Origin of the sequence: Kitasatospora sp. NPDC127060 (assembly GCF_042724935.1) — a bacterium.
Taxonomy (GTDB): Bacteria; Actinomycetota; Actinomycetes; order Streptomycetales; family Streptomycetaceae; genus Kitasatospora.
This window is the reverse complement of record NZ_JBHXEG010000015.1, coordinates 109,109-130,758: the sequence shown is the minus strand read 5'-3', so window position 1 is coordinate 130,758 and position 21,650 is coordinate 109,109. Positions and strand designations below refer to the sequence as shown.

The window sequence follows — 21,650 nt, the reverse complement described above, 5'->3', positions numbered from 1 at the left end:
GGGGACGGGGTGACCCACGCGGAGGTGCTGGAGGTCTTCGCGGGCAACGTCGACCGACTGCGCACGGTGCTGTTCAAGGCCCTGGAGGCCCTGCCCGCGGTCCGCGAGTGCCCCTGTCCGCACGCCCTGGACGGCCTCACCACCGGACTGCCCGGTGTCCCGGGCCGCTGACCGGCCGGTGCTCACCCGGACCCTGCCCTGCGCCGCGGCCCTGGCCGCCCTGGTCGCGGCCCTCGCCCTGACCGTGACCGGCGGCGGCACCCTCGCCGACCGGGCGCCGCTGCACGACTGGTACACCCTGGACGCCGCCCTCTTCGCGCTCGCCCTGCTCCTGCTGCGGCGGGTGGAGGACCGCCGGGTGGTGCCGGTCGTCCTGGCCGGGAGCGTCCTGGTCGCCGCCGTCGGGCTGCTCGCGCCGCCGCGCACCAGCGACGACGCCTACCGCTACGTGTGGGACGGCCGGGTCCAGGCGGCCGGCACCTCCCCGTACGCCCACACCCCGGACGACCCTGCCCTGCGCGCCCTGCGCGATCCCGGCCTGTTCCCGACGACAGGCGGCTGCACCGCCTGGGACGAACACCGGACCGCCGCCGGGGACTGCACCCGGATCAACCGGCCCGCCGTGCACACCGTCTACCCGCCGGTCGCCGAGGCCTGGTTCCTCGCCGAACACCCCTTCGGCGGCGGGGTGCGCGGTGTCCAGGTGGGCGGCGCCCTGCTGGCCGTCGCCACCACCGGCGCGCTGCTGGTCGTCGGCGGGCGCAGTCGGCGGGCGGCGCTGTGGGGCTGGTGCCCGGGCGTGACGGTGTGGGCCGTCAACGACGCCCACGTGGACACCCTCGGCGCGCTGCTGATGGTGGCCGGCCTCGGCTGTGCGGCCCGCCGTCGGGCCGGGGCCGGCGGCGCCCTGCTCGGGGCGGCGATCGCCACCAAGCTGCTGCCGGCCCTCGCCCTGCCCGGGACGCTCTCGGGCCTGCTCGCCCGGCGGCCCGCCAAGCGCGACCTGGTGCTGCTCGCCTCGGCCCTCGGCACCTTCGCTGCGGCCTACCTGCCGTACGTCGCGCTCTCCGGCGTGGGCGTCCTCGGCTACCTGCCCGGCTACCTGCGGGAGGAGGGCTACGAGCAGGGCCACCTGGAGCGCTTCGGCCTGGTGCGGGCGGTGCTGCCGGACCGCTGGGCGCCGTGGGCGGCGGCCCTGGTGCTGGCGGCGGTGGTGCTCGGGGTGCTGCGGCGCGGTGACCCGGACCGGCCCTGGCGGGGCGCGCTGACGGTGACCGGGACGGCCCTGCTGCTGGTCGCCCCCAGCTACCCCTGGTACGGGCTGCTGGTGGTGGCCCTGGTCGCGCTGGACGGCCGCTGGGAGTGGCTGGCCGTTCCGGCGGCCGGGCAACTGCTCTACCTGGTGGGCGGCGAGGAGGCCCAGCGCACCGCGTACGGCGCCGCGCTGGTCTGCGTGCTGGTGGTCCCCGCGGTGCGCGGACTGGCCCGCGCCCTGCCGCCGCGGCCGGTGCGCGGCGCCGGGCCGGAGATGACGAAAGTCTGACGGGACGCCGCCGCGACTGGCCCCGGACCGGGTTGAACTGGTCGAATCGTCGCGTGGACAGTCGCGTGGACAGAACAGACGAAGAGGGCCGGGGCACCCCGGTCGGGCGCCGGGTGGTGCTCGGGCTGCTCGGCCTCGGGGCGGCCGGGGTGGCCGCCGGGCCGTTCCTGCAACGGGTGGAGTCCGGGCTGGCGGAGCGCGACCCGAGCGGCCTGGCCGGGCTGCTGCCCGGCAACAACGGCTTCCGCTACTACTCGGTGGTGACCTCCGTCCCCGAGCGCGGCGCGGCCGACTACACGCTCACCGTGGACGGCCTGGTGGACCACCCCGCCACCCACCGGCTCGCCGACCTCCAGGCGATGCCGCAGCGGCGGCTGGTCAAGGACGTCCAGTGCGTCACCGGGTGGCGGGTGCCGAACACTCCCTTCGAGGGGGTGCCGCTGGCGCACCTGCTGGACGCCGCCGGGGTGCGGCCGGGGGCCAGGGCCGTCCGCTTCAGCTGCTTCGACGGCGCCTACACCGAGAGCCTCACCCTCGAACAGGCCCGGCGGGACGACGTGCTGGTGGCGCTGCGGCTGGAGGACAAGCCGATCGGCCACCAGCACGGCGGGCCGGTGCGGCTGTACGTCGCGCCGATGTACTTCTACAAGTCCGCGAAGTGGCTCTCCGGCATCACCGTCACGGACTCCGTCCAGCCGGGGTACTGGGAGGGCAACGGTTATGACGTCGACGCCTGGGTCGGCCGGTCGAACGGGCGGGACGATGCACCGACGAGCTGATCTGGTCCTGCGCTTCACCCGCGCCGAGCGCTGGGTGCACCGCACCACCGCCGCCCTGATGGGCGTCTGCCTGGCCACCGCCGCCTGCCTCTACCTCGCGCCGCTCGCCCAACTGGTCGGCAACCGGCCGCTGGTGGTCACCGTGCACGTGTGGTGCGGCCTGGCACTGCCGGTGCCGCTGCTGCTCGGTCTCGCCTCCCGGGCGCTGCGCGCCGACTTCTCCCGGCTGAGCCGCTTCACCCCGGCGGACCGGCAGTGGTTGCGCTCCCTCCGGGCCCGGGCCGCGCACCGCCCGGCCGGCAAGTTCAACGCCGGGCAGAAGCTGTACGCCCAGTGGACGCTGGGGTCGATGCTGGTGATCCTCGGCACCGGGCTGCTGATGTGGCTCACCCACCTCGCCCCGCCGGCCTGGCGCACCGGCGCGACCTTCGTGCACGACTGGCTGGCCGCCGCCATCGCCGTGGTGGTCGCCGGGCACGTCCGGATGGCCTGGCGGGACGGCGAGTCGCGGCTGGGGATGCGCACCGGGCTGGTCGAGCGGAGCTGGGCCGAGCGCGAGCACCCGCAGTGGCGCCCGGCGCCCGAGGATCCTGCGCCCGAGGGCCCGGAGCCGCTGCGGACGGGCGCCGGCGAGCGGACCTGACGGCCGGCCGTCACCGCGGGGGCAGCAGCAGGCTCCCCACGTCGCGCTCGGCGGTGGCCGACCAGACCACGTCGCCGTGGCCGTAGTCCGGCACCACCCGGTAGTCGACGTTCGCGCCGCCCCGGGCGATCAGCCGGGCGCCGAGGTCGTGGTCGCCGCGCCCGAACTCGGCGTTCAGCCAGACCACTTCGGCCCGGATCGCGGCCCAGTCGATCGCGTAGGTCTCGGTTCGGCCGGCCCAGATCGCCGCCAGGTCGCGCAGCAGCGCGGTCGGCTGGAGGCCGCTGCCGAGGCGGGCGACCGCCTGCTGCCAGACGGCCAGTGGGGTGTGGGTCAGGGTGAAGTGGTCCTCGGCGGGGGTGGCGCCGAAGCGGTAGCCGCCGGCGCTGTGCCCGCGGTGGTGGATCCAGTTCGCCGGGCCGGGCAGGTCCCGGGTGTGGGTGAGGGCGTAGTGGAGCAGCCCGAGGTTGCTGAACGGGGCTGCCCCGTCCACCGGCCGGGGCACCCCGCTCGGGGCGTCCGGGGCGGTTGCCGCGCGGGCGAACAGGCCCTTCAGCCCGGGGTCGACGGTCCGGACGCCGGCGTCCAGCTGCTGCCGGAACAGGTCGGTCAGCGCCTCGGCCCGGGCGAGCGACTCCGGCTCCCGCTGCGGGTGGTAGGGCCCGGTGGTGTCCAGGACGAGCACCCGCCGGGGGCCCGCGCCGCCGCTGCGGGCGGCGGTGGCCAGGGCGAGCGCGGCCCCGGCCGAGTGGCCGAGCAGCTCGTGCGGCAGGCCGGTGACGGACTCGGCGGCGGCGACGACCCGTTCGAGGTCCGCCCGGTGGCCGTCCAGGCCCCAGTCGGCGCACCGGGGGCCGATCCGCTCGGGGACCAGCGCGTCCTCGCGGGGGGTGGTGCCGATCACCAGGTAGCCGTGGTCGGCGAAGTAGCGGGCCAGGCCGCGGCCCTGGGCGGTGCAGTAGTCGGCGTCGACGTTGAGGCCGCCGCCGGGCAGCAGGTGGAGCACCCGGTGCGCGGTGCGTCCGTCGCCGAGGACGTCCACGGTGAAGCCGTCGCCGTGCTGGTCCGGGACGGCCAGCCGGTGGTGACCCGGACCGACCTCCCGTACGGCGTCGTCCCCGCCCCCGAGTGCCGCCGCCAACGACCTGACGGTGTCCATGCCCACCGCTGCCCCCTCCCGTACGGTGCCGTCCGGTTCGCCGGACAGGGCCTAGTGTGGCGCACGGCTCCCGGCGGGCCGGTTCAGCCCTTGCGCAGGGCGAGGAAGCGGCGGCCGTGCGAGGTCCAGCGCTCCGTCTCGACCAGCCCGGCGGCGCGGGCCCGCCGCAGGGCGGCGGCCGTTCCGAGCCGCGCCCAGGGGAAGGCCGGGCCGAGTCGGCCGTCCGGCCCCTCCACCCGGACGACGGACCGCTCGTCCACCTCCTCCGGCTCCACCTCCACCAGCAACAGCCCGTCGGGGGCGAGGAGTTCGGCACCCCGGCGGAGCAGGGCGTCCGGGTCGCCACCGATGCCGAGGTTGCCGTCCGCGAGCAGGGCAGCGCCCCAGCGGCCCTCGGCCGGCAGCCGGTCGAACACCGAACGGCAGAGCGCCGCCCCGCCCAGGCCCACCGTGCGGGCCACCGCCGCCCTGGTGACGTCCACCCCGAGGGTCGGCACCCCGAGGGCGAGCAGCGCGGCCACCAGCCGGCCCGGGCCGCAGCCGAGGTCCAGGACGGGCGTGGCCAGCCGGGCGCAGCGCAGCAGCAGGCTGTGGTCGGCGCCGGCCGCCGGGGCGCACCAGCGCTCGATGTCCAGGTGCAGCCGCCGGCCGTCCTCGCGGCGCAGCCAGAGCGGGCCGTAGCCGGTGCGGACGGCCTCCGCGAAGGGGTCGTCCACCCAGGGTGCGGCGACCGTCAACTCGCCACCTCCGGAACGGAGTCGAGGGCGCGCAGCCGGGTGGCGAAGCGGCTGTGCGGGGCTTCCTCGGCGACCTGCCGGGCGTCGTCGACGGTGTCGACGTCGGTCAGCCGGGGCAGCCGGTGGACGGCCAGGCCGGCCTCCGCGAGCCGCCGGAGCAGGGCCGCGCCGGTGTCCGGGGTGGACATCGGGACGTCGTGCAGCAGGCGCGCCGCCAGCCGCTCGGTCGGCCGGGCCAGGCCGAGCGCCCAGAACCCGCCGTCGGCCGCCGGGCCGTACCAGGCGTCCAGGCCCGGCCGCCGGGCGGCGGACAGCGGTTCGGCGAGGGCGGCCGGGGCGAGTTGCGGGGTGTCCATGCCGACCAGCAGCGCGGGGGCGTCCGGGGCCAGCCGGGCGGCGTGGGCGAAGGCGGCGGCGAGCCGTCGGTCCAGGCCGCCGCCGCCCTGGGGGAGGACCTCCCAGCCCGGCGGCAGCCAGTCGCCCGGCTCGCCGTCCAGGACCAGCAGGCGGCGCCCGGCGGGCATCGTGGTCAGGGCGTGCAGGGTGTCGGCCAGCGCTGCCTCGGCCAGGGCGGCGGCCTGCGCCGGGGTGCAGGGCGGGGTGAGCCGGGTCTTCACCCGGCCGGGGACGGGCGCCTTGGCGATCACCAGCAGGGTGGGCGGCGGCGCGGCCAGCACCGCCCGCATGTCGCGGACGGCCTGGCGGGTGCCGCGCAGGGTGCCGGTGACCTTGGAGCGGCCCGCGCGCGGCAGGTAGTCGACGGGCGTCTCGGCGATCCGCAGCCCGGCGGCGGAGGCCGCCAGGACCATCTCCAGCGGGTAGCCGGAGCGCCGGTCGCCGAGGCCGAGGGCGAGCAGGCGTTCCCGCCGTGCGGCCCGCATCGGGCCGAGGTCGTGCAGCCGGGCGCCGGTGCGGGCCCGCAGTCGGCGGGCGAGGACGGCGTTGGCCAGCCGGGCGTGCACCGGCCAGGCGCCGGCGGTGGCGGGCCGGCGGCGGCCGAGCACCAGGTCGGCGGCGCCGGCCAGCACCGGGCCGGTGACCCGGGGGAGTTGGGCGGGGTCGAGCGAGCCGTCGCAGTCCATGAAGCAGACCAGCTCGGCGGTGGCGGCGCGCAGGCCGGCGTGGCAGGCGGCGCCGAAGCCGCGCCGGGGTTCCTCGACGACGGTGGCGCCGAGGGAGCGGGCCAGCTCGGCGGAGCCGTCGCGTGAGCCGTTGTCCACGACGACGGCCCGCCAGCCGGCCGGGATGCGTCCGAGCACCCAGGGCAGGGCGGCGGCCTCGTCGAGGCAGGGCAGGACGACGTCGACGACCGCTGCGGGAGGGAGGGGAGGAGTCACGCCGGTCACGCTAGCCGCGGCCGGCACCGCCGGGGCCCAGCCGCGCCCTTACGGAAGTACGACGGCCGGGCGGCGGGGCCCGTTCGGGGGAGCGCGTGCCGGTGGCGGGCACCGCAGCGAGGTTCTTACGGAAGTCGGACGCGGGGCCCGCAGGCCGTCCGTCGGGGCCGGCGCCTCGTATCCTCGGCGAGGTGAACGAGAGCCCCATCCCCGCCGGAGCGGCGCCCATCCCCGCCGGAGCGGCCCCTGCCCCGGACGGCCCGGCGCCCGCCCCCGCCGGTCCGGCGCGGCCCAGCCGCGTCCTGGTGGTCGACGACGACCCCACCGTGGCCGAGGTCGTCGCCGGCTACCTCACCCGGGCCGGTCACCAGGTCGACCGCGCCGCCGACGGCCCCGCGGGGCTGGCCCTGGCCCGTAGCGCCCGGCCGGACCTGCTGGTCCTGGACCTGATGCTCCCGGGCATCGACGGTCTGGAGATCCTCCGCAGGCTGCGGGCCGACCCGGACGGTGCCGAGCTGCCGGTCGTCCTGCTCACCGCCAAGGGGGACGAGACCGATCGCATCCTGGGGCTGGAACTGGGCGCGGACGACTACGTCACCAAGCCGTTCAGCCCGCGCGAACTCGTCCTGCGGGTGCAGTCGGTGCTGCGCCGCTCCCGTGCGGGCGCGGCGGCCGGAGGGGTCGGCGGGCGGGTGGTCTCGGGGGACGTCGCGCTCGACCCGCAGGCCCGCCGGGCGTACCGGGACGGACGTGAACTGGCGCTCACCCTGCGGGAGTTCGACCTGCTGGCGTTCCTGCTCCGGCACCCGCACACGGTGTTCGCCCGGCAGGAGCTGATGGAGCGGGTCTGGGGCTGGGACTTCGGCGACCTCTCCACGGTGACCGTCCACGTCCGCCGCCTGCGGGAGAAGATCGAGGACGACCCGGCCGCGCCGCGGCTGATCTGCACGGTCTGGGGCGTGGGCTACCGCTACGACCCGGCCCCGGCCGGAGGCCCGGAGTCCGGAGAGGGCGGGGCGGCGTGAAGGACCTGCTGCTGATCGCCCTGTTCGCCGCGCTCGGCGCCGGCGGGGCCGGCCTGCTCGGTTGGCTGGCGGTGCGGCTGCTCCGGCGCCGTTCGCTCGCGCTGTCGCTGTTCTGCGTCGCCGCCGTCACCGTGCTGGCGGTCACCTCCGGGACCTTCGCGGTGGCCCAGGCGATGTTCCTGTCCCGGCACGATCTGGGCGTGGTGATCACGGTGCTGGCGATGGCCGCCGTGGTCTCGCTGGCCACTGCGGCGCTGCTGGGGCGCCAGGTGGTGGCCGGGAGCCGGGCGCTGACCGCCGCGGCCCGGACGGTCGGCAGCGACGCCGGGTTCACCGCGCCGGAGCGCCCGCTGGGCCTGGAACTGGCCCAGCTGGGCGCCGAACTGGCCGCCACCAGCGCCCGGCTCGCGGAGTCCCGGGCCCGGACCCAGGCCCTGGACGCCTCCCGCCGCGAGCTGATCGCCTGGATCTCGCACGACCTGCGCACCCCGCTGGCGGGCCTGCGGGCCATGGCGGAGGCGCTGGAGGACGGTGTCGCCGAGCACCCGCAGGACTACCTGCGGCGGATGCGCGCCGAGGTCGAGCGGCTCACCGGGATGGTGGACGACCTCTTCGAGCTGTCCCGGATCCAGGCCGGGGCGCTGGCCCTCTCGGTGTCCCGGGTGTCGGTGTACGACCTGGTCGACGAGGCGCTCGCCGGGGCCCATCCGCTGGCCCGCCAGCGCGGGGTCCGGCTGGAGGGCGGGCAGGTCGCCGCCGAACCGGTGGAGGTGGACTCCGGCGAGATCACCCGGGTGCTCGGCAACCTGCTGGTCAACGCCATCCGGTCGACCCCGGAGGACGGCGTGGTCGCCGTCTCGGCCCGCCGGGAGGCGGACGAGGTGGTGCTGACGGTCACCGACGGCTGCGGCGGTATCCCGGAGCCGGACCTGCCCCGGGTGTTCGAGACGGGCTGGCGAGGCAGCACCGCCCGCACGCCCCGCTCGGCCGATCCGGGCAGTGCCCGGGAGCGGGGTGAGGGCGGCGCCGGGCTCGGGCTGGCCATCGTCCGCGGCATCGTGGAGGCGCACGCCGGGCGGGCCCGGGTGCGCAACGTCGCCGGGGGCTGCTGCTTCGAGATCGTGCTGCCGGCCGCCCGGGGCTGAGCGCCGGCCGCGGTCACCCGCGCTGGGGCGCCGCCGCGAACTCCGTCATGCCCGCCGTGAAGGCCACCCGGGCCCGCCAGCCCAGCTCCGCGCGCAGCCGCGCGGAGTCCGCGGTGATGTGCCGGACGTCGCCGAGCCGGTACTGGCCGGTGACCACCGGCGCCGGCCCGCCGTGGGCGGCGGCCAGCGCCCCGGCCATCTCGCCGACCGTACGGACTTCGCCGCTGCCGGTGTTGTACGCCCGGACGCTGCCCGGCGGGCGGTCGCCGACGGCCGTGAGCGCGGCGAGGTTGGCGTCCGCGACGTCCCGGACGTGCACGAAGTCCCGGCGTTGCCCGCCGTCCTCGAACACCCGCGGCGCCTCGCCCCGGGCCAGCGCCGAGCGGAACAGCGAGGCCACCCCGGCGTACGGGGTGTCGCGCGGCATCCCGGGGCCGTAGACGTTGTGGTAGCGCAGCGTCAGGAGCCGGCCGCCGCAGGCGCGGGCCCAGGCGCCGGCCAGGTGCTCCTGGGCGAGCTTGGTGGCCGCGTAGACGTTGCGCGGGTCGGCCGGGGCGTCCTCGGCGACCAGGCCGGGGTGCAGCGCGGCGCCGCACTCGGGGCAGGGCGGCTCGAAGCGGCCGGCGTCCAGCTCGCCGGGGTGCCGGGGGCCGGGGGCGACCTCCCCGTGTTCCGGGCAGCGGTAGCGGCCCTCGCCGTAGACCACCATGGAGCCGGCGAGGACCAGGCTGCGCACGCCCGCGCGGGCCATCGCGGCGAGCAGCACGGCCGTGCCCAGGTCGTTGCAACCCGCGTAGGCGGGCGCGTCGTCGAGGTCCAGGCCCAGGCCCACCATGGCGGCCTGGTGGCAGACCGCGTCCACCCCGGCCAGCGCCGAGCCGACCGCCGCCGCGTCCCGGACGTCCCCGTGCCGGAAGTCGACGCCCTCCGGCAGCGCGGGGCCAGCCCCGGTGGGATGGACGGCGGGCAGCAGCGCGTCCAGCACCCGGACGTCGTGACCCGCCGCGACCAGGGCCCGTACGACCGCCGAACCGATGAATCCGGCGCCGCCGGTGACCAGAATCCTCATGACCGGCGACGCTATCGCCCGCCGCCCCGGCACCGGGCCGATCCGGAGGCCGTGTCACGCTTCGGTAAGACTCCGGGCGATGGCACCCCTGTCGACAACTGCCGGAAACTGTCGACAGCCGGCGACTCGGTCGACCGTGAGGTAGCGCTGGGTAGAGATGACATGTACGCTGCGTGTCGCCGGATGAACAGCAATCGGGCCCGGCCGCTGCTCCGTGGGGGGAGTCACGCCCAGGCCCGGTCACCGGTCGGGGCCCGGTCGCACTCGTGGGGGAGTCGCGGCCGGGCCCATAACCGGTTGCTGGTCTTATGCCCGACCTGAAGCCCCGTCAGACCTGCCAACTGTCCAGTAGGAGAGCGGTTCCGGGCTCGTCCGTCCAGAACTGCAGGTCGGCGAACCGGGATTGGTCGGTCCTGGGGTCCGGTCCAGTCGATCGCCGCCCGCCTCGGCTGTGCCGACCCGCGGGCCTGCGCCGGGCCTTCCGGCGCTGGACCGAGAGGACCTCCTCGCCGCGACCGTCCGCTACGTCGCCGAGCACAACGCGTCCGACCTCTCGCTGCGCCCGCCGGCGGCCGCGATCGGCACCAGCCCGCGCGTGCTGCTCTACCTCTTCGGCTCGAAGGAGGACCTCGTCCGGGAGGTGCTGGCGGCCGGCCGGGCCGAGCAGCTGGCGCTGCTGGAACGCTCCGAGCAGGAGGGCGGCACCGCCCGGGAGACCCTGGAACTGCTGTGGGCCTGGCTGGCCGACCCCGGACGCCGGGGCGCGCTGCGACTGTTCTTCGAGGGCTACGTCCGCGCCTTCGGACGGGCGGAGCCCTGGCTGGACTTCGGCACCGCCTCGCTGGAGGAGTGGCTGCCGCCGCTGGAACGGGTGCTGGACGGCACCCGGGCCAACGCCACCGTGGTGCTCGCCGTCCTGCGCGGACTGCTGCTGGACCTGCTCGCCGGCGAGGGCGAGGCCGACGTCGGGCGGGTGCACGCCGCCTGGCGGGACTTCCTGGACGCCACCCTGGGCTGAGCCAGGCTCCGCTCAGACCATCCGGGCCGTGGTGGGGGCCTCCGCTCCCTGGCGGCGGGCGTCGCGGCGGGCCCGCCCCGGGGTCGGGCCGGTGCCCAGCACCCGGCCGGCGCCGAGGGCCAGCCAGCTGCCCGGCGGCGCGCCCTCGGGGGCGGGGGCGGCCAGGGCGGCGGCGAGTTCCGTGCCGGACGGTGGCGGCGGCGGGGCGGAACGGCCCTCGCGCCACTGGGCGGTGGTGCGCTCACCGCCCGAGCGGCGCCGCCAGTGGAGGTGCTGGGCGACGATCAGCGGGCCGAGCGCGGTGAGCAGCGGGAAGCCGGTGGACAGCAGGCCGAGGGCGAAGCAGGTGCTGACGGCGCCGGTCACCAGCAGACCGGCCAGGGCGGCCGCCCACGCGGCGGTGCGGCCGTAGGCCTTGGCGGCGACCAGCGGGAACAGGACGAGCAGCAGCAGGTCGCCGAGGCCGACCGCGACCGGCTGGGACCCGCCGGTGAGGGCCAGCATCGGGGCGAACGGCCGGTCGCGGACCTGCTCGAAGAAGCGGGCGGTGGTGTCGGTGAGGGTGGTGGCGGCCAGGTCGTACCCGGTGAGCACGGCGGCCAGCGCGGCGGTGTGGCCGGCCCGCAGGCCGCTCTGGGTCCACAGGTTGGCGACGCCGACCACCGCGACGGCGATCAGCAGGTCGCTGCCGGCCCGGGCGCCGCCGGGGTGGCCGGTGAGGGCGGCGAGCCCGGTGGCGGCGGTGCCCCCGAGGGCGGCCGCCCAGGACCACGGCGCGGCCCGCAGCCCGGTGGCGGCGAGCAGCGGGGCGAGGGTGAACTGCACGGCCAGGCAGAGCACCAGGCCGAACACGGCGGAGACGGCCGCCCCGGGCAGCGCGGTGTACAGCAGCGGCGCGACGACCACACCGGCGCACAGCACGGCGATGTCGCCCCCGGTGTACACCCCGACCGGCGGCCGGGGCATCCGGACCCCGGCCAGATACCGGGCCGCGACGGCGATCTCGACGGCCACCGCGGCGCTCAGCGCGGTGAGCGCGAGGGGGCTGACGTCCATTCACGGCCTCCCGGGGCGCCCGGCGCCCGATGTCTCGAAGCTGTGTTCGCGCAGGTCGGCGCGGACGGGGGCGGTCGGCGGCATGGTGGCCCGGTCCTCGTGCAGCACGATGCCGGCCAGCCGCAGCCCGGCCTCCCCGGCCCGCTCCTCCAGCCGGCCGTGCAGGGCGGTCGCGGGCAGCCGGGGGACCAGCAGGTGCAGCCGGGCGGGGCCCTCCGACCCCTCCGGCCCCTCGGTGAGGGCGTAGCGGGCGGGCAGCGGGACCTCCGGTTCGGCCTCCACCAGGTCGAGCACCTGCCGGGTGGTGACGGCGGTGCTCAGCGGGCCGGACCAGCGGCCGAGGATCTCCGAGGTGGCCGGCAGGTGGGCGAGTTCGCAGTCCGGCGGCCCGTCCGGGAGGCGGACCAGGTCCCCGGTGGCGTAGCGCAGGAGCAGGGTGCACTCGCGGTAGGGCACGTACGGGGTGTGCACCACGGTGCCGATCCCGCCCGGGGCGGTCGGCTCCCCGCTGACCGGGTCGAGCACCTCCAGGTGCCCGAACTCGGTGGTGTGGTGCAGATGGCCGCGGGCGCAGGGGGTGGCGCCGGACGGCAGGATCTCGGTCATCAGGTACGCGGAGGACACCGCGGCGCCGAACACCGCCTCGGCCCGGCGGCGCAGCGGCGTGGAGAGCACCTCGCCGCCGACGCTGATCGACTCCAGGCCGAAGTCGGCGCTCTGCCACTTCTGCTGCTCGGCCTCCTGGACCAGGGCGGCCAGGTAGGAGGCGGAGGTGGTCAGATGGGTGATCTGCGGGTCCTTGCCGGGCAGGCCGAGCGGGGCCGCCAGGCGGTCCAGCGCCAGCGCCGGGTCGACGGTGCCGAACTGGACGAAGCCGGCGCCGGCGCGGGTGGTCGACTCCTCGGCGTACACCAGCGGCAGGGTGGCGCGGGAGCAGCCCGCGTAGGCGACGGTGTGGCGGGGCCGCAGCCCGAGGCCGAGCACGGCGGAGATGGTGCTGAAGGCGATGGCGGTCTCGATCTCGTCGCGGGAGAACCACACCGCGGTGGGGGTGCCGCTGGTGCCGGTGGTGAGCGCCATCAGAGCGGGCGTGGCGGCGGCGGAGACGAAGGCGGCGGGCAGCGCGCGCAGCGCCTGCTTGGGGGTGACCGGCACCCGTGACCAGTCCTCCGGTTCCAACGTGGCTGGATCGAGGTCGAGTTCGGCGAACAGCCGGCGGTAGTAGGCGGTGTGCCGGACGGCGGCGCGGGCGGTGGCGCGCAGGCTGCGCCGGGCCACCTCGCGGCGCAGCTGGGGGTCGACGTGCCCGGCCCGGCCGGGCAGCAGCGCGGAGTCCTCGCCGGGCTCGCCGAATTCGGCGATGGTGGCGACCAGGTCGCGGGCGAGGCGTTCCAGGTCGCCCGGTCGGATCCTGCGGTTCGTCAGGATCGCTGCGCCGTAGCGCAGTTGGCTCATTGCGGTCGCGAACAAGCGGGCTCCCCGGGCCAGGGTCGGACGGTACGCCACCCGGCCCTGGCCGGGGTCGTGCGGATCAGGCCATGTGCAGGAACATCGCGGCGGTGAGGGTGCTGAAGGCGTACTTGAGGTAGTGCTTGACCATGCTCGGTTCCTCCTCCGTGCTGGCGCGCGCGGCGAGTTGGGGCCGAGCGCGCTGGGGTGTCGCCCGCGGGGTGTGGTCGGCGGGCAGCGGCAGTCTAGGGGCGGTTCGGGCGCCGGGAACAGCCCATGTGCATGGGTAATTCTCCTGTGATTCATATCAGTTGTCAGTTGCCCCGGAGGGGAAGGCTCCGGTGGGTGCTCAGCTGCAGGTCCGGCACCCCCCGGGTCGAACAGCCCGGCCCGCCGCCCTCGCGGACGCCGTACGACTCCTGTACGGCCCGTGCTCCATCCGGGTTCTGGCGGTCCGTCCCCGGCGGTTCCGGCCCGAACTCTCGCCATCGGCGAGCCCCGGAGTGCAGGCTGCTTCCGTGGCCGCGCCAGTACGGACGCGGCGTGACCGGAAGGACGAACATGACGAGCACACGAGGCCGCGTCGCCGCCCTGCTGGGCGCCGTCGCGGTGGTCGCCGGCACCACACTGGCCGGCCCGGCCGTCGCGGCGCCGACCGACCCGCAGCGGCACGGCGGCGGAATCACCGGGCGGGCGCCCTGCCCGGACGCGCCCGAGTTCACCTGCGGCACCTTCACCGTGCCGCTCGACCACGGCGGCGCCACCCCCGGCACCCTCTCGCTCGACGTGGCGATGAGCGGCAACGCCGACGCCCCCAAGGGCGACCTGCTGTTCCTGGTCGGCGGCCCCGGCCAGCCCGGCGTCCCGACGATCAAGCGGATGGCGGACAAGCTGGCGCCCGTCCTCAAGGACTACCGCCTGGTGATGTTCGACCAGCGCGGCACCGGCCGGGGCGCGCTCCAGTGCCCGGGCCTCCAGGAGGACATGGGCTCCTCCGACCTCGCCCTGCCCCGCAAGCAGTCCATCGCCGACTGCGCCACCGCCCTCGGCCCGAACGCCCGCTTCTACAGCACGGCCGCCACCGTCGCCGACATCGACCTGCTGCGGCGCGCCCTCGGAGACCAACGCCTCACGCTGGACGGCGTCTCCTACGGCACCGTCGTCGCCAGGCGCTACGCCCTCGCTCACCCGGCCCGGGTGGCCCGGCTGGTGCTCGACTCGGTGGCGCCGCGCGCGGGCTTCGACCCCCTGGACCTGGCCGCACTGCCCGCCACCGCCCGGGTCCTGCGGGCCGCCTGCCAGGCCACCGGCTGCACCACCGACCCGGCCGCCGACCTCGCCGCCACCGTCCGGCGATACGGCAACGGGGCGCAGATCCTGAGCGCGCTCACCGGCTACGAGTTCATCGACCCGGACTACGGCGCCGTCCCGGAGATCCTGCACGAGGCCGCCGCCGGGCAGCCCGCCAAGCTCCAGGACTTCTTCGACCTCGTCCACCGGGAGGTCGACGCCGCCCCGGCCGAGGAGCTCAGCCAGGGGCTGCACTCCGCCGCCCTGTGCGCCGACTCACGCTTCCCGTGGGGCACCGCCGACACCCCCGTCGAGGGCCGCGCGGCGGCGGTGGAGCGCACCCGGCAGCGGCTCACCGCCGAGCAGACCTGGCCGTACGACCCGGCGACCGCGACCGGGCTGGGCTCCCTGCTGGTCTGCCTGGACTGGCCGCGCGAGCAGGTGCCGCCGCTGCCGCCGGAGCACCGCAAGCTGCCCGACGTGCCGGTGCTGCTGCTCGGCGGGGACCGGGACCTGGCCACGCCGTACGAATGGCTGTACCAGCAGGCCGAGTCGGCGCACCACCCGCAGATCGTGATCGTGCCCGGGGCGGCGCACTCGGTGCAGAACCGGGCGGCGAACCCGGCCGGGCGGCAGGCGGTCTACGACTTCCTGCTGAAGTAGCGGGCACCATCAAGCGGGCCGTTCCGTACGGGGGGACGGAACGGCTCGGCCTCGGGGCCGGTCCATGGCCTACTCAGCCGCCCTCGCGCTTGATCCACTCGCTGTAGCCCGGCGGGTAGTCGTAGCCGGGGCGGTTGACGTTCGCGCTGGTGCGGAAGGGCGTCCTGCGGTTGTCGACCTGGACGGTGCCGTGGCGGTCCCCGCTGGACCAGTCCACGCTGAGGTCCCAGCGGACGTCGTGCGCCTTGGTGTGCGCGACGACGTAGAAGACCTCCGGGTCGGACTTGCTGACCTTGTACGGGAAGTCGCGCTGGCCGCCCTTGACGGTGATCACCGGACTGCCCCGGTCGAGGTCGATGTCGAAGGACTTGGTGTCCACCTCCCCGCCGCAGCCCACCCCCATCGAGTAGTCGTTCCAGGCCAGCGGCGCGCCCTTGGCCGTGACCCGCACGTGCAGCGCCTCCAGGACGACCGTGTCCGCCCCGGTGCCCTGGACGGTGAGGGCGATCTCCTGCTCGCCGGAGGACACCGCGCCGTACGCGGCGGCCCACCGCAGGGCGTCGCGCTCGGGGGCGGGCGGGCCGACCTGGGCCGGCGCGCTGTTCACCAGGAAGTGCTGGCTGCACGGGTCGGCGTAGACGTACGGGCGGACGCCGACGGTGAGCGGCGCGGGCGCGGTGTCGGGCGCGGCGGGGGTGGTCGCCGCCGTGGTGCCGCCGGTCGCCGGGGTGCTCGGGTCGGTGGTCCCGGCAGCCGTGCTTGCGGGCGGCGGTTCCGGGGCGGTCGGCGTGCCGGTCGTGCCCGTCGTGCCCGTCGTGGCGGTCGTAGCGGGCGCGGAGGGCGGAGTGGTCGTGCTCCTCGGGCCCGGTGCCGTCGCGCCGGCGGCCTGTTGGTCGCCCGCGTCGCTGCCGTCGCCCCAGACCGAGGGGGCCGCGACGGCCAGCACGGCGGCCAGCAGCGCGACGGCCGCGGCGGAGGCGATCAGCGCGGTACGGCGGCGTCGCGACGGCACGGGCGGTGCCACCACCTGGAGCACCGGCCCCCCGGCGGGGAGGCTCGGTGGGGGCGTCCCGGCCGCCGCCGGTGCGGGCTCCGGTGCCTGGTCCGGCTCCGCGCTCCGCTCGGCCCGGCGACCCCGGACCGCGTCGGCCAGGATCCAGCTCCGGTGCAGTTCCATCAGCTCTTCCGGCGTCGCGCGGCACAGCCGGGCGAACCGCTCCGCCGCCACGAACTCGTGGGGCAGCGCCGTGCCGTTGCAGTAGCGGTGCAGCGTGGACGTGCTCGTGTGCAGCCGCTTGGCCAGCGTCCCGTAGCTGAGTCCGGAGCGGGCCTTGAGTTCGCTCAACAGCCGCGCGAACTCCGGCGTTCCCGCTGCCCCTGTTTCGTCCGACACCCGACGTCTCCGTTCCCCCCACGTCACGTTCCAGGGTTCCAGGCCCGTCGCGTCCCCGCTGTTCAGAGCCCTTCCGCCGGTCCACCTTACCCATCGCGCCGGTGGACCTCCCGGCCGGGACGGCTGACCTGTCTCAGCGAACTTCGGCTGCTCTCAGCGAAGTTCGACTGGTGGCGGTTTGTCTCAATGCCGGCTGGTCTCACCGGACCCGTGATGGTCGTCCCATGGACACGACGCGTGCGGTTGCTGACGAGGCCCTGCTGGAGGTGGCGGCTTCGATCTGGCTCGGGTGGAGAGCGGGGTCGAGGTCCGGTGGCCGTTGAGGGGCGTGGTGGGGATCGCGTTCGCGGACGTGCCGCCGGTGCGTGACTTTCCGTCGTACCGGGGCACCCGCAGCCGGGCGGAGGCGCCAGGAGCGGGCGCCGTCCGCCTCGACCGTGAAGCGCCAGGAGCGGCCCTCGGTGGTCCTCGGTGGTGTGGTAGTCGACGACGGCCGGCTCGTGTGGCCAGACGCCCGACCACGCGCAGCAGGTGAACAGGAAGTCCTCGACGCCGTCCAGTGCCACCTCCGCCGGCAGCGGCTGCGCGGCGCCCACGGTGAGCCGGGCGTCACAGGTGTGCATCGCGATCCACCGCCCCCACCTGAACGGTGGTTGTGGCCGCCCGGCTCCCGCCTCGGATACCGTGTTCCTGCACGGGGTGCCATAACGGATGTGGCGTCCCCTACGGAGGTAGCCAGCGTATGAGTTCCAAGCGCAGCCAGAATCCAGCCCTGCCCGTCCTCGACGACGCATACCGGCTCGCGTCGGTCAAGGACACCGAAGAGTCCACCCGCGACTTGGCCGCACGGCTGGCCACCACCGAGCTGCGCCGCGTCTCCCACCCCGGCCGGGTCACCTGGGATCCCATCGATCAGGCCGATCCCGTGCCGGCCCCGCCGACCGTGGTCGACGGTGACGGGGACCTGTGGCTGCGCGACCGGGGCACTGGCACCTGGACCATGCCCGAATTCGACCCGAAGACGTTCCCGGCCCGCTGCGGCGAGGTTCTGACGTGGAACCAGCTTGCCTGTGAGTACGGCCCGCTGACCGCACTGGCCAACGACCGCCACGTCGGCGGCGGCCGCCGCCGCTGACCGCGCAGCCCTCTGGGTTGACCGCGCCCCGGAAGGACACCGACGCGGCCCTGAGCGGGTGGTCGATACCGATGGGCGGAGGGTCGTGTGGCGGGTAGCCCCATGCGATGCCGGTCCGCGCGGACGTAGAGGATCGCGTTGACCATCTCGCGCAGCCCGGTCGTGGGCTCATGTCCTTCGGCGCGGATGCGTCGCCACTCCAGCAGCACGGGGCTCGACGAGCTCCCACTGATCGTCGTTCAGCTCCGAGGGGTACCGGCGTCGTTCCGTCACGGTTGATCAATATCGCGGACACGGACCCGGCCGCCACGAGATCCTGGAACCGAGTCTGTGCCGCGTGATCGAAAGCCGGACAGTCGGGGGAATCCCCTGTCGAACGCCCTCGGACAGCGGCCCCTCTCGCCGACCGGGAGCGGATCGGGCAACACGGTCTGGCGGTTGTCCTGGCCGTGTGCCCGCTTCGAGGTGTTGCGTCAGTCGGCAGGCGAGCGAACCGCCGCCACGGGATGCCGGACCGGTGATGCCCTGGGAGCAGGCCCACGGCAGCGGCCGAGGCGGAGCACACCTGCTCCCTGGCGGGGCAGCCGAGCTGCACTGATCTTCGTGGAGTCCTTGAAGCCCGGGTTGCGATCCAGGCGTAAGGAGAGCCACGGCAGTGCCAGCACCACGCAAGTACCCCGATGAACGCCGCGAACGCGCCGTCCGTGAGGTCCGCTCGACCGGCCGCCCGGTGGCGCACGCCGCCCGCGACCTCGGCATCCACAAGGAGGCCCCATCATCCTGGGTCGCCAGGCCGAAGCCGACGCCGGTGAGCGCGTCGATCGCCTGACCAGCTCCGATCTGGAGGGAGCTGAAGCAACTCCGCGAGGGAAACGCGGAGTTGCGGCGGGCGAACGAGACTCCTGGCCACAGGCGACGTCCAGCCGCACCACGGTCGTCATCCGGCGCCGGACGGCGGAGGAGCGACGATGACACCGCTGCCGACGCGGCCACCCACGGGAGGCCGTCCGAGTGATACTGCGGGAGCTGAGGAGACGGCGGCGCCGAGCGGTCGCGGTCGGCGATGGGCCTGCCTACGGTTGAACGCAGGACACGCCGATGTGTCCGGCTCCGGGTTGCGTCACGCGCCGAAGGTGCGGTCGTCCAGCAGGGGCATCGAAGGTGGGCCGGGTGGATCCGGACGATGGGTCCGGATGGGCGGATGTTTCCGACCGCAGCCACCGAGTCGATACCGAGACGGACCGGATAGTCGGAGGTCTACGGGACATGGTCCACACCCAGCGCCGTTTCCAGGACCTGCTGGACGCGGTGATGGCGGTGGGCAGGGACCTGGAGCTGCCGGTCGTGCTCCGCCGGGTGATCACCACCGCGATGGGCCTGGTCGACGCCCGCTACGGCGCACTCGGTGTGCTGAGCGACGACGGTGAACGCCTGGAGGAGTTCATCCCCGTCGGGCTGAGTGAGCAGCAGGTCGAAGCCCTGGCCGGGGTCGCGCTCCCGCACGGGCGCGGACTCCTGGGACATCTCATCGAGCACCCCGAACCGCTGCGTGTCGCGGACATCGGCGCTCACCCGGACTCGGTCGGCTTCCCGCCGGGCCACCCGCCGATGCGGACACTGCTCGGGGTGGCACTCACCGGACGCGGGCGGGTCTACGGCAACCTCTACCTGTGCGAGCGGCGCGACGGGCGGCCCTTCGACGACCACGATGAGGACATCCTCGTGGCGCTCGCCGGCGCGGCCGGCCTCGCCATCGAGAACGCCCGGCTCTACCGGCAGGTCCGTGCCAGCGCGGAGTACTTCCAGCGCCTCCTCCTTCCCGGCCTGCCCGATGTGGCGCCCTTCTCCGTCGCTGCGATCTACCGGGCAGCCGCCACCCCGGACCACGTCGGCGGAGACTGGTACGACGCCCTGATGCTCCCCGACGGCGCCTGCGCCCTGGTCATCGGCGATGTCGCCGGACACGACCTGAAGTCCGCCGCCACCATGGCCCAGACCCGCAACATGCTGCGCGCCCTCCTCTACGACCGCCGCACCCCGCCCAGCGCCGTCCTGACAAAGCTCGACCGCATTCTCCAAGCGATCACCGATAGCCCGATCACCACCACCTGCCTCGCCCGCGTCGAACCCACCGAAAGAGGCTGGACACTCCACTGGAGCAACGCCGGACACCCGCCACCGCTCCTGATCGGCCCCGATGGCACCACCCTCTACCTCGACGCCGACCCCGGCCCGCCCCTCGGCGTCGACCCCAGCGTGCCCCGCCCCGACCACAAGCGCCCCCTGCCCGGCAACGCCACCCTCGTGCTCTTCACGGACGGCCTGGTCGAGCACCCCCACCGCCCCCTGGACGCTGGCCTCACCGCCCTTGCCCAGGTCGCCGCCGCCCACGCCGCTCTGCCCCTCGAAGACCTGTGCCGCACGCTGGCCGACGCCCACCTCGGCGACGGCCACGACGACATCGCCGTCCTCGCCCTGCGCACCCCGCCCGCCGGACGGGCGTCCTCCGTCCTGGCGCGGCTGGGGCGGCCGACCGCCCCGCCCTGTGCGGGGTGAAGAAAACCTCCCCGACTTGCGTCGAAAAATCTATTCCAGCCAGAGTAGACATTGCGGTGCGCCGTGGTTAGTGTTTCTCTCGTAGACGAGGTCAAGCGGTACCCGCCAGACATGAACTGGCGGGCAGCAGGACAGAAGTTCGCAGGTAGGAACGGTTGCAGGGTCCTGAAGCCAGGGATGGTCCATCAAGGCGACAGGGTCGGCGACCGAGCCAGGTGGCCCGCAGGCATCAGGGGCCGCCACCGAGTGGTACCGATTTCGGCAAGTGCATGACCAGCAGGTGAAGTTGAGTCAGGCAGTACCGGCAGTCGCAGTACGCGGTACCCCAGTGAAGGCGCCAGGCTGCCGGCGCGCGTACTGGGAGTCCGGCAGTGGGGTTCCAGGCCGAGTGGTTGAGCAGGACGGGCTACGGGGCTGGCTGCCGGAACCGGCGGACCGCAAGGACCGCCACAGCAGTACCGGCTAGTTGGCACTACCGCGCAGTTCGCAGTACCAGCGGTTCAGCAGGTCGCAGTATCCGGAAGTTGGAAGTACCCGCAGTTCGCAGTAAGCAGTAATTCGGTCAGGACAGAGGATGAACGGAGGGGACAGAGCGCCATCAGGATCGCCCGGCCCGTGAAGCATCACCCGGGCGGATTCCGAAGACCCCAAGGCAAGGACGGTGGTTTCCGGTCACGCATACGCGATCCCCGCACGCCCCCACCCCCGGGGCGAGGCGGACACAAGGAAGTCGGCTACAGGGCCGGCAGATGGTGTAGAACCCTTCGGGGCCCCGGGAGCCGCAACGGCCCCGGGGCCCCTCAGCGCGTCCCCCGACACAACAAGAAGAGGTGCAGTGACCACGGCAACCATCCGACCGCATACCCCCGACTCCCTCGACGACGACGACTACCCCGCCTACACCATGGGCCGCGCCGCCGAGATGACCGGCACGACCCCCGGATTCCTACGCTCCCTCGGCGAACAGGGCCTCATCACACCGTTGCGCTCGGAGGGCGGACACCGCCGCTACTCCCGCTCCCAGCTGCGGATCGCGATGCGCGCCCGTGACCTCGTCGACCAGGGCACCGCCATCGACGCGGCCTGCCGCATCGTCATCCTCGAAGACCAGCTCGAGGAAGCGCTGCGCATCAACGAGCAACTGCGCGCCTCCCAGCACGGCCAGGAACCTGCGGCCGACACCTGACCCGCCCACCAGGGCGACGAGACCGGCCCGCGGTGGGCGCCAACCGTGCACCGCCGGCCGCCCCAAAGACGAGTCCGCCGTTTCGGTGCACCGGACGACCGTTGCGCACCGTTCCGGCCGCCCGGCACCTGCCGCACCGCTCGCGGCCCCGCTGCACCGCCCGGCGTCGACCAGGTGCTGGGTGTGTGGGTTCCACTCCTGCGGAGCCGCTTCCAGGCAGCGGGATTCCGGGGTCACGTGAGGCCGCACCGACCTGCGCGTCCACTGCCCGGAGGGCCTCCTCCGGCGAGACGCGGGGCCGAAGGCAGCGGTGAGCGACACTGGGACCTGCGGCGACTGCGGCCGGGGCCCCTGGGGGTGGGCCCCACGGGGGCCCGCCCCATGGGGGGCGGGGGGGATCGTCAGATAAGCCCAAACGCACGGTGCCCCGCGGGTTTGGGGCGGGGGTGGAGGGCCACAAATCAAAG

The 21,650-nt window shown here is 75.2% G+C and carries 18 protein-coding genes and 2 pseudogenes; 12 read left to right on the top strand and 8 right to left on the bottom strand.

From position 1 onward, the window contains the following. The 4 genes and pseudogenes from ACFWIS_RS12095 to ACFWIS_RS12080 form a co-directional block, all read left to right on the top strand. Positions 1-171: pseudogene (locus ACFWIS_RS12095) on the top strand (5'-methylthioadenosine phosphorylase); the annotation flags it as partial. Beyond that, entirely contained in the window at positions 155-1,543 is a 1,389-nt protein-coding gene (locus ACFWIS_RS12090; RefSeq protein ID WP_380461888.1) for a hypothetical protein, read from the top strand. The pseudogene ACFWIS_RS12095 and the gene ACFWIS_RS12090, both read left to right, overlap by 17 nt. Before the next feature lie 65 nt (positions 1,544-1,608). Further along, the gene (locus ACFWIS_RS12085) at positions 1,609-2,322 is read left to right on the top strand and encodes a molybdopterin-dependent oxidoreductase (protein WP_380461889.1); all 714 of its coding nucleotides are present in this window, start codon (positions 1,609-1,611) and stop codon (positions 2,320-2,322) included. Next, the gene (locus ACFWIS_RS12080) at positions 2,306-2,965 is read left to right on the top strand and encodes a cytochrome b/b6 domain-containing protein (RefSeq protein ID WP_380461890.1); all 660 of its coding nucleotides are present in this window, start codon (positions 2,306-2,308) and stop codon (positions 2,963-2,965) included. The genes ACFWIS_RS12085 and ACFWIS_RS12080 overlap by 17 nt, the downstream gene beginning before the upstream one ends. Before the next feature lie 10 nt (positions 2,966-2,975). Here ACFWIS_RS12080 and ACFWIS_RS12075 read toward each other — a convergent pair whose 3' ends face one another. From ACFWIS_RS12075 to ACFWIS_RS12060, 4 genes and pseudogenes are all read right to left on the bottom strand, one after another. Continuing rightward, positions 2,976-4,124: a thioesterase domain-containing protein gene (locus ACFWIS_RS12075; RefSeq protein WP_380523834.1), complete on the bottom strand. Its 1,149-nt coding sequence runs from the start codon at positions 4,122-4,124 to the stop codon at positions 2,976-2,978. 83 nt (positions 4,125-4,207) lie between these two features. Beyond that, a complete protein-coding gene (locus tag ACFWIS_RS12070) occupies positions 4,208-4,861 on the bottom strand; it encodes an SAM-dependent methyltransferase (RefSeq protein WP_380461893.1) in 654 nt (217 codons plus the stop codon). Further along, the gene (locus tag ACFWIS_RS12065; protein WP_380461919.1) at positions 4,858-5,385 is read right to left on the bottom strand and encodes a DUF2064 domain-containing protein; all 528 of its coding nucleotides are present in this window, start codon (positions 5,383-5,385) and stop codon (positions 4,858-4,860) included. The genes ACFWIS_RS12070 and ACFWIS_RS12065 overlap by 4 nt, the downstream gene beginning before the upstream one ends. A 102-nt stretch (positions 5,386-5,487) precedes the next feature. Further along, a pseudogene (locus ACFWIS_RS12060) lies at positions 5,488-6,198 on the bottom strand (glycosyltransferase family 2 protein); the annotation flags it as partial. 191 nt (positions 6,199-6,389) lie between these two features. On the opposite strand from ACFWIS_RS12060, the gene ACFWIS_RS12055 reads away from it, so the two are divergent. Both ACFWIS_RS12055 and ACFWIS_RS12050 read left to right on the top strand, forming a co-directional pair. Continuing rightward, complete coding sequence (locus ACFWIS_RS12055) at positions 6,390-7,223, top strand: response regulator transcription factor (RefSeq protein ID WP_380461895.1); 834 nt, start codon at positions 6,390-6,392, stop codon at positions 7,221-7,223. Next, positions 7,220-8,368 carry a sensor histidine kinase gene (locus tag ACFWIS_RS12050; protein ID WP_380461897.1) on the top strand — a complete coding sequence of 383 codons (1,149 nt, stop codon included), beginning with the start codon at positions 7,220-7,222 and terminating at the stop codon, positions 8,366-8,368. Before ACFWIS_RS12055 ends, ACFWIS_RS12050 begins: the two co-directional genes overlap by 4 nt. Positions 8,369-8,381: 13 nt before the next feature. Here ACFWIS_RS12050 and ACFWIS_RS12045 read toward each other — a convergent pair whose 3' ends face one another. Beyond that, entirely contained in the window at positions 8,382-9,437 is a 1,056-nt protein-coding gene (locus ACFWIS_RS12045; protein WP_380461899.1) for an NAD-dependent epimerase/dehydratase family protein, read from the bottom strand. Between the two features lie 451 nt (positions 9,438-9,888). On the opposite strand from ACFWIS_RS12045, the gene ACFWIS_RS12040 reads away from it, so the two are divergent. Continuing rightward, a complete protein-coding gene (locus ACFWIS_RS12040) occupies positions 9,889-10,455 on the top strand; it encodes a TetR/AcrR family transcriptional regulator (protein WP_380461901.1) in 567 nt (188 codons plus the stop codon). Positions 10,456-10,467: 12 nt separating this feature from the next. Here the strand turns inward: ACFWIS_RS12040 and ACFWIS_RS12035 are convergent, their stop codons facing one another. Together ACFWIS_RS12035 and ACFWIS_RS12030 are read right to left on the bottom strand one after the other, a co-directional pair. Continuing rightward, a complete protein-coding gene (locus ACFWIS_RS12035; RefSeq protein WP_380461903.1) occupies positions 10,468-11,511 on the bottom strand; it encodes a hypothetical protein in 1,044 nt (347 codons plus the stop codon). Beyond that, on the bottom strand, positions 11,512-12,981 hold the full coding sequence (locus ACFWIS_RS12030; protein WP_380523833.1) for a phenylacetate--CoA ligase family protein: 1,470 nt from the start codon (positions 12,979-12,981) through the stop codon (positions 11,512-11,514). Between the two features lie 540 nt (positions 12,982-13,521). On the opposite strand from ACFWIS_RS12030, the gene ACFWIS_RS12025 reads away from it, so the two are divergent. Next, positions 13,522-14,913, top strand: a complete 1,392-nt coding sequence (locus ACFWIS_RS12025) for an alpha/beta fold hydrolase (protein WP_380461906.1) — start codon at positions 13,522-13,524, stop codon at positions 14,911-14,913. 73 nt (positions 14,914-14,986) lie between these two features. On the opposite strand, the gene ACFWIS_RS12020 is transcribed toward ACFWIS_RS12025, so the two are convergent. Further along, positions 14,987-16,306: a helix-turn-helix domain-containing protein gene (locus tag ACFWIS_RS12020; protein WP_380461908.1), complete on the bottom strand. Its 1,320-nt coding sequence runs from the start codon at positions 16,304-16,306 to the stop codon at positions 14,987-14,989. A 742-nt stretch (positions 16,307-17,048) separates the two neighbouring features. On the opposite strand from ACFWIS_RS12020, the gene ACFWIS_RS12015 reads away from it, so the two are divergent. From ACFWIS_RS12015 to ACFWIS_RS12000, 4 genes are all read left to right on the top strand, one after another. Beyond that, a complete protein-coding gene (locus ACFWIS_RS12015) occupies positions 17,049-17,441 on the top strand; it encodes a hypothetical protein (protein ID WP_380461909.1) in 393 nt (130 codons plus the stop codon). A 655-nt stretch (positions 17,442-18,096) separates the two neighbouring features. Next, positions 18,097-18,270: a transposase gene (locus tag ACFWIS_RS12010; RefSeq protein ID WP_380461911.1), complete on the top strand. Its 174-nt coding sequence runs from the start codon at positions 18,097-18,099 to the stop codon at positions 18,268-18,270. Positions 18,271-18,707: 437 nt separating this feature from the next. Continuing rightward, a complete protein-coding gene (locus ACFWIS_RS12005) occupies positions 18,708-19,997 on the top strand; it encodes a PP2C family protein-serine/threonine phosphatase (RefSeq protein ID WP_380461913.1) in 1,290 nt (429 codons plus the stop codon). 904 nt (positions 19,998-20,901) lie between these two features. Then, a complete protein-coding gene (locus ACFWIS_RS12000; RefSeq protein ID WP_380461920.1) occupies positions 20,902-21,183 on the top strand; it encodes a MerR family transcriptional regulator in 282 nt (93 codons plus the stop codon). Positions 21,184-21,650 lie beyond the last annotated feature (467 nt).

Bases quoted from the DNA above. Each gene is read 5' to 3' on its own strand.
- ACFWIS_RS12080 (WP_380461890.1), top strand. From the start codon at position 2,306: ATGCACCGACGAGCTGATCTGGTCCTGCGCTTCACCCGCGCCGAGCGC.
- ACFWIS_RS12075 (WP_380523834.1), bottom strand. From the start codon at position 4,124: ATGGACACCGTCAGGTCGTTGGCGGCGGCACTCGGGGGCGGGGACGAC.
- ACFWIS_RS12065 (WP_380461919.1), bottom strand. From the start codon at position 5,385: ATGCCCGCCGGGCGCCGCCTGCTGGTCCTGGACGGCGAGCCGGGCGAC.
- ACFWIS_RS12045 (WP_380461899.1), bottom strand. From the start codon at position 9,437: ATGAGGATTCTGGTCACCGGCGGCGCCGGATTCATCGGTTCGGCGGTC.
- ACFWIS_RS12035 (WP_380461903.1), bottom strand. From the start codon at position 11,511: ATGGACGTCAGCCCCCTCGCGCTCACCGCGCTGAGCGCCGCGGTGGCC.
- ACFWIS_RS12025 (WP_380461906.1), top strand. From the start codon at position 13,522: ATGACGAGCACACGAGGCCGCGTCGCCGCCCTGCTGGGCGCCGTCGCG.
- ACFWIS_RS12015 (WP_380461909.1), top strand. From the start codon at position 17,049: ATGAGTTCCAAGCGCAGCCAGAATCCAGCCCTGCCCGTCCTCGACGAC.
- ACFWIS_RS12005 (WP_380461913.1), top strand. From the start codon at position 18,708: ATGGTCCACACCCAGCGCCGTTTCCAGGACCTGCTGGACGCGGTGATG.
- ACFWIS_RS12000 (WP_380461920.1), top strand. From the start codon at position 20,902: ATGGGCCGCGCCGCCGAGATGACCGGCACGACCCCCGGATTCCTACGC.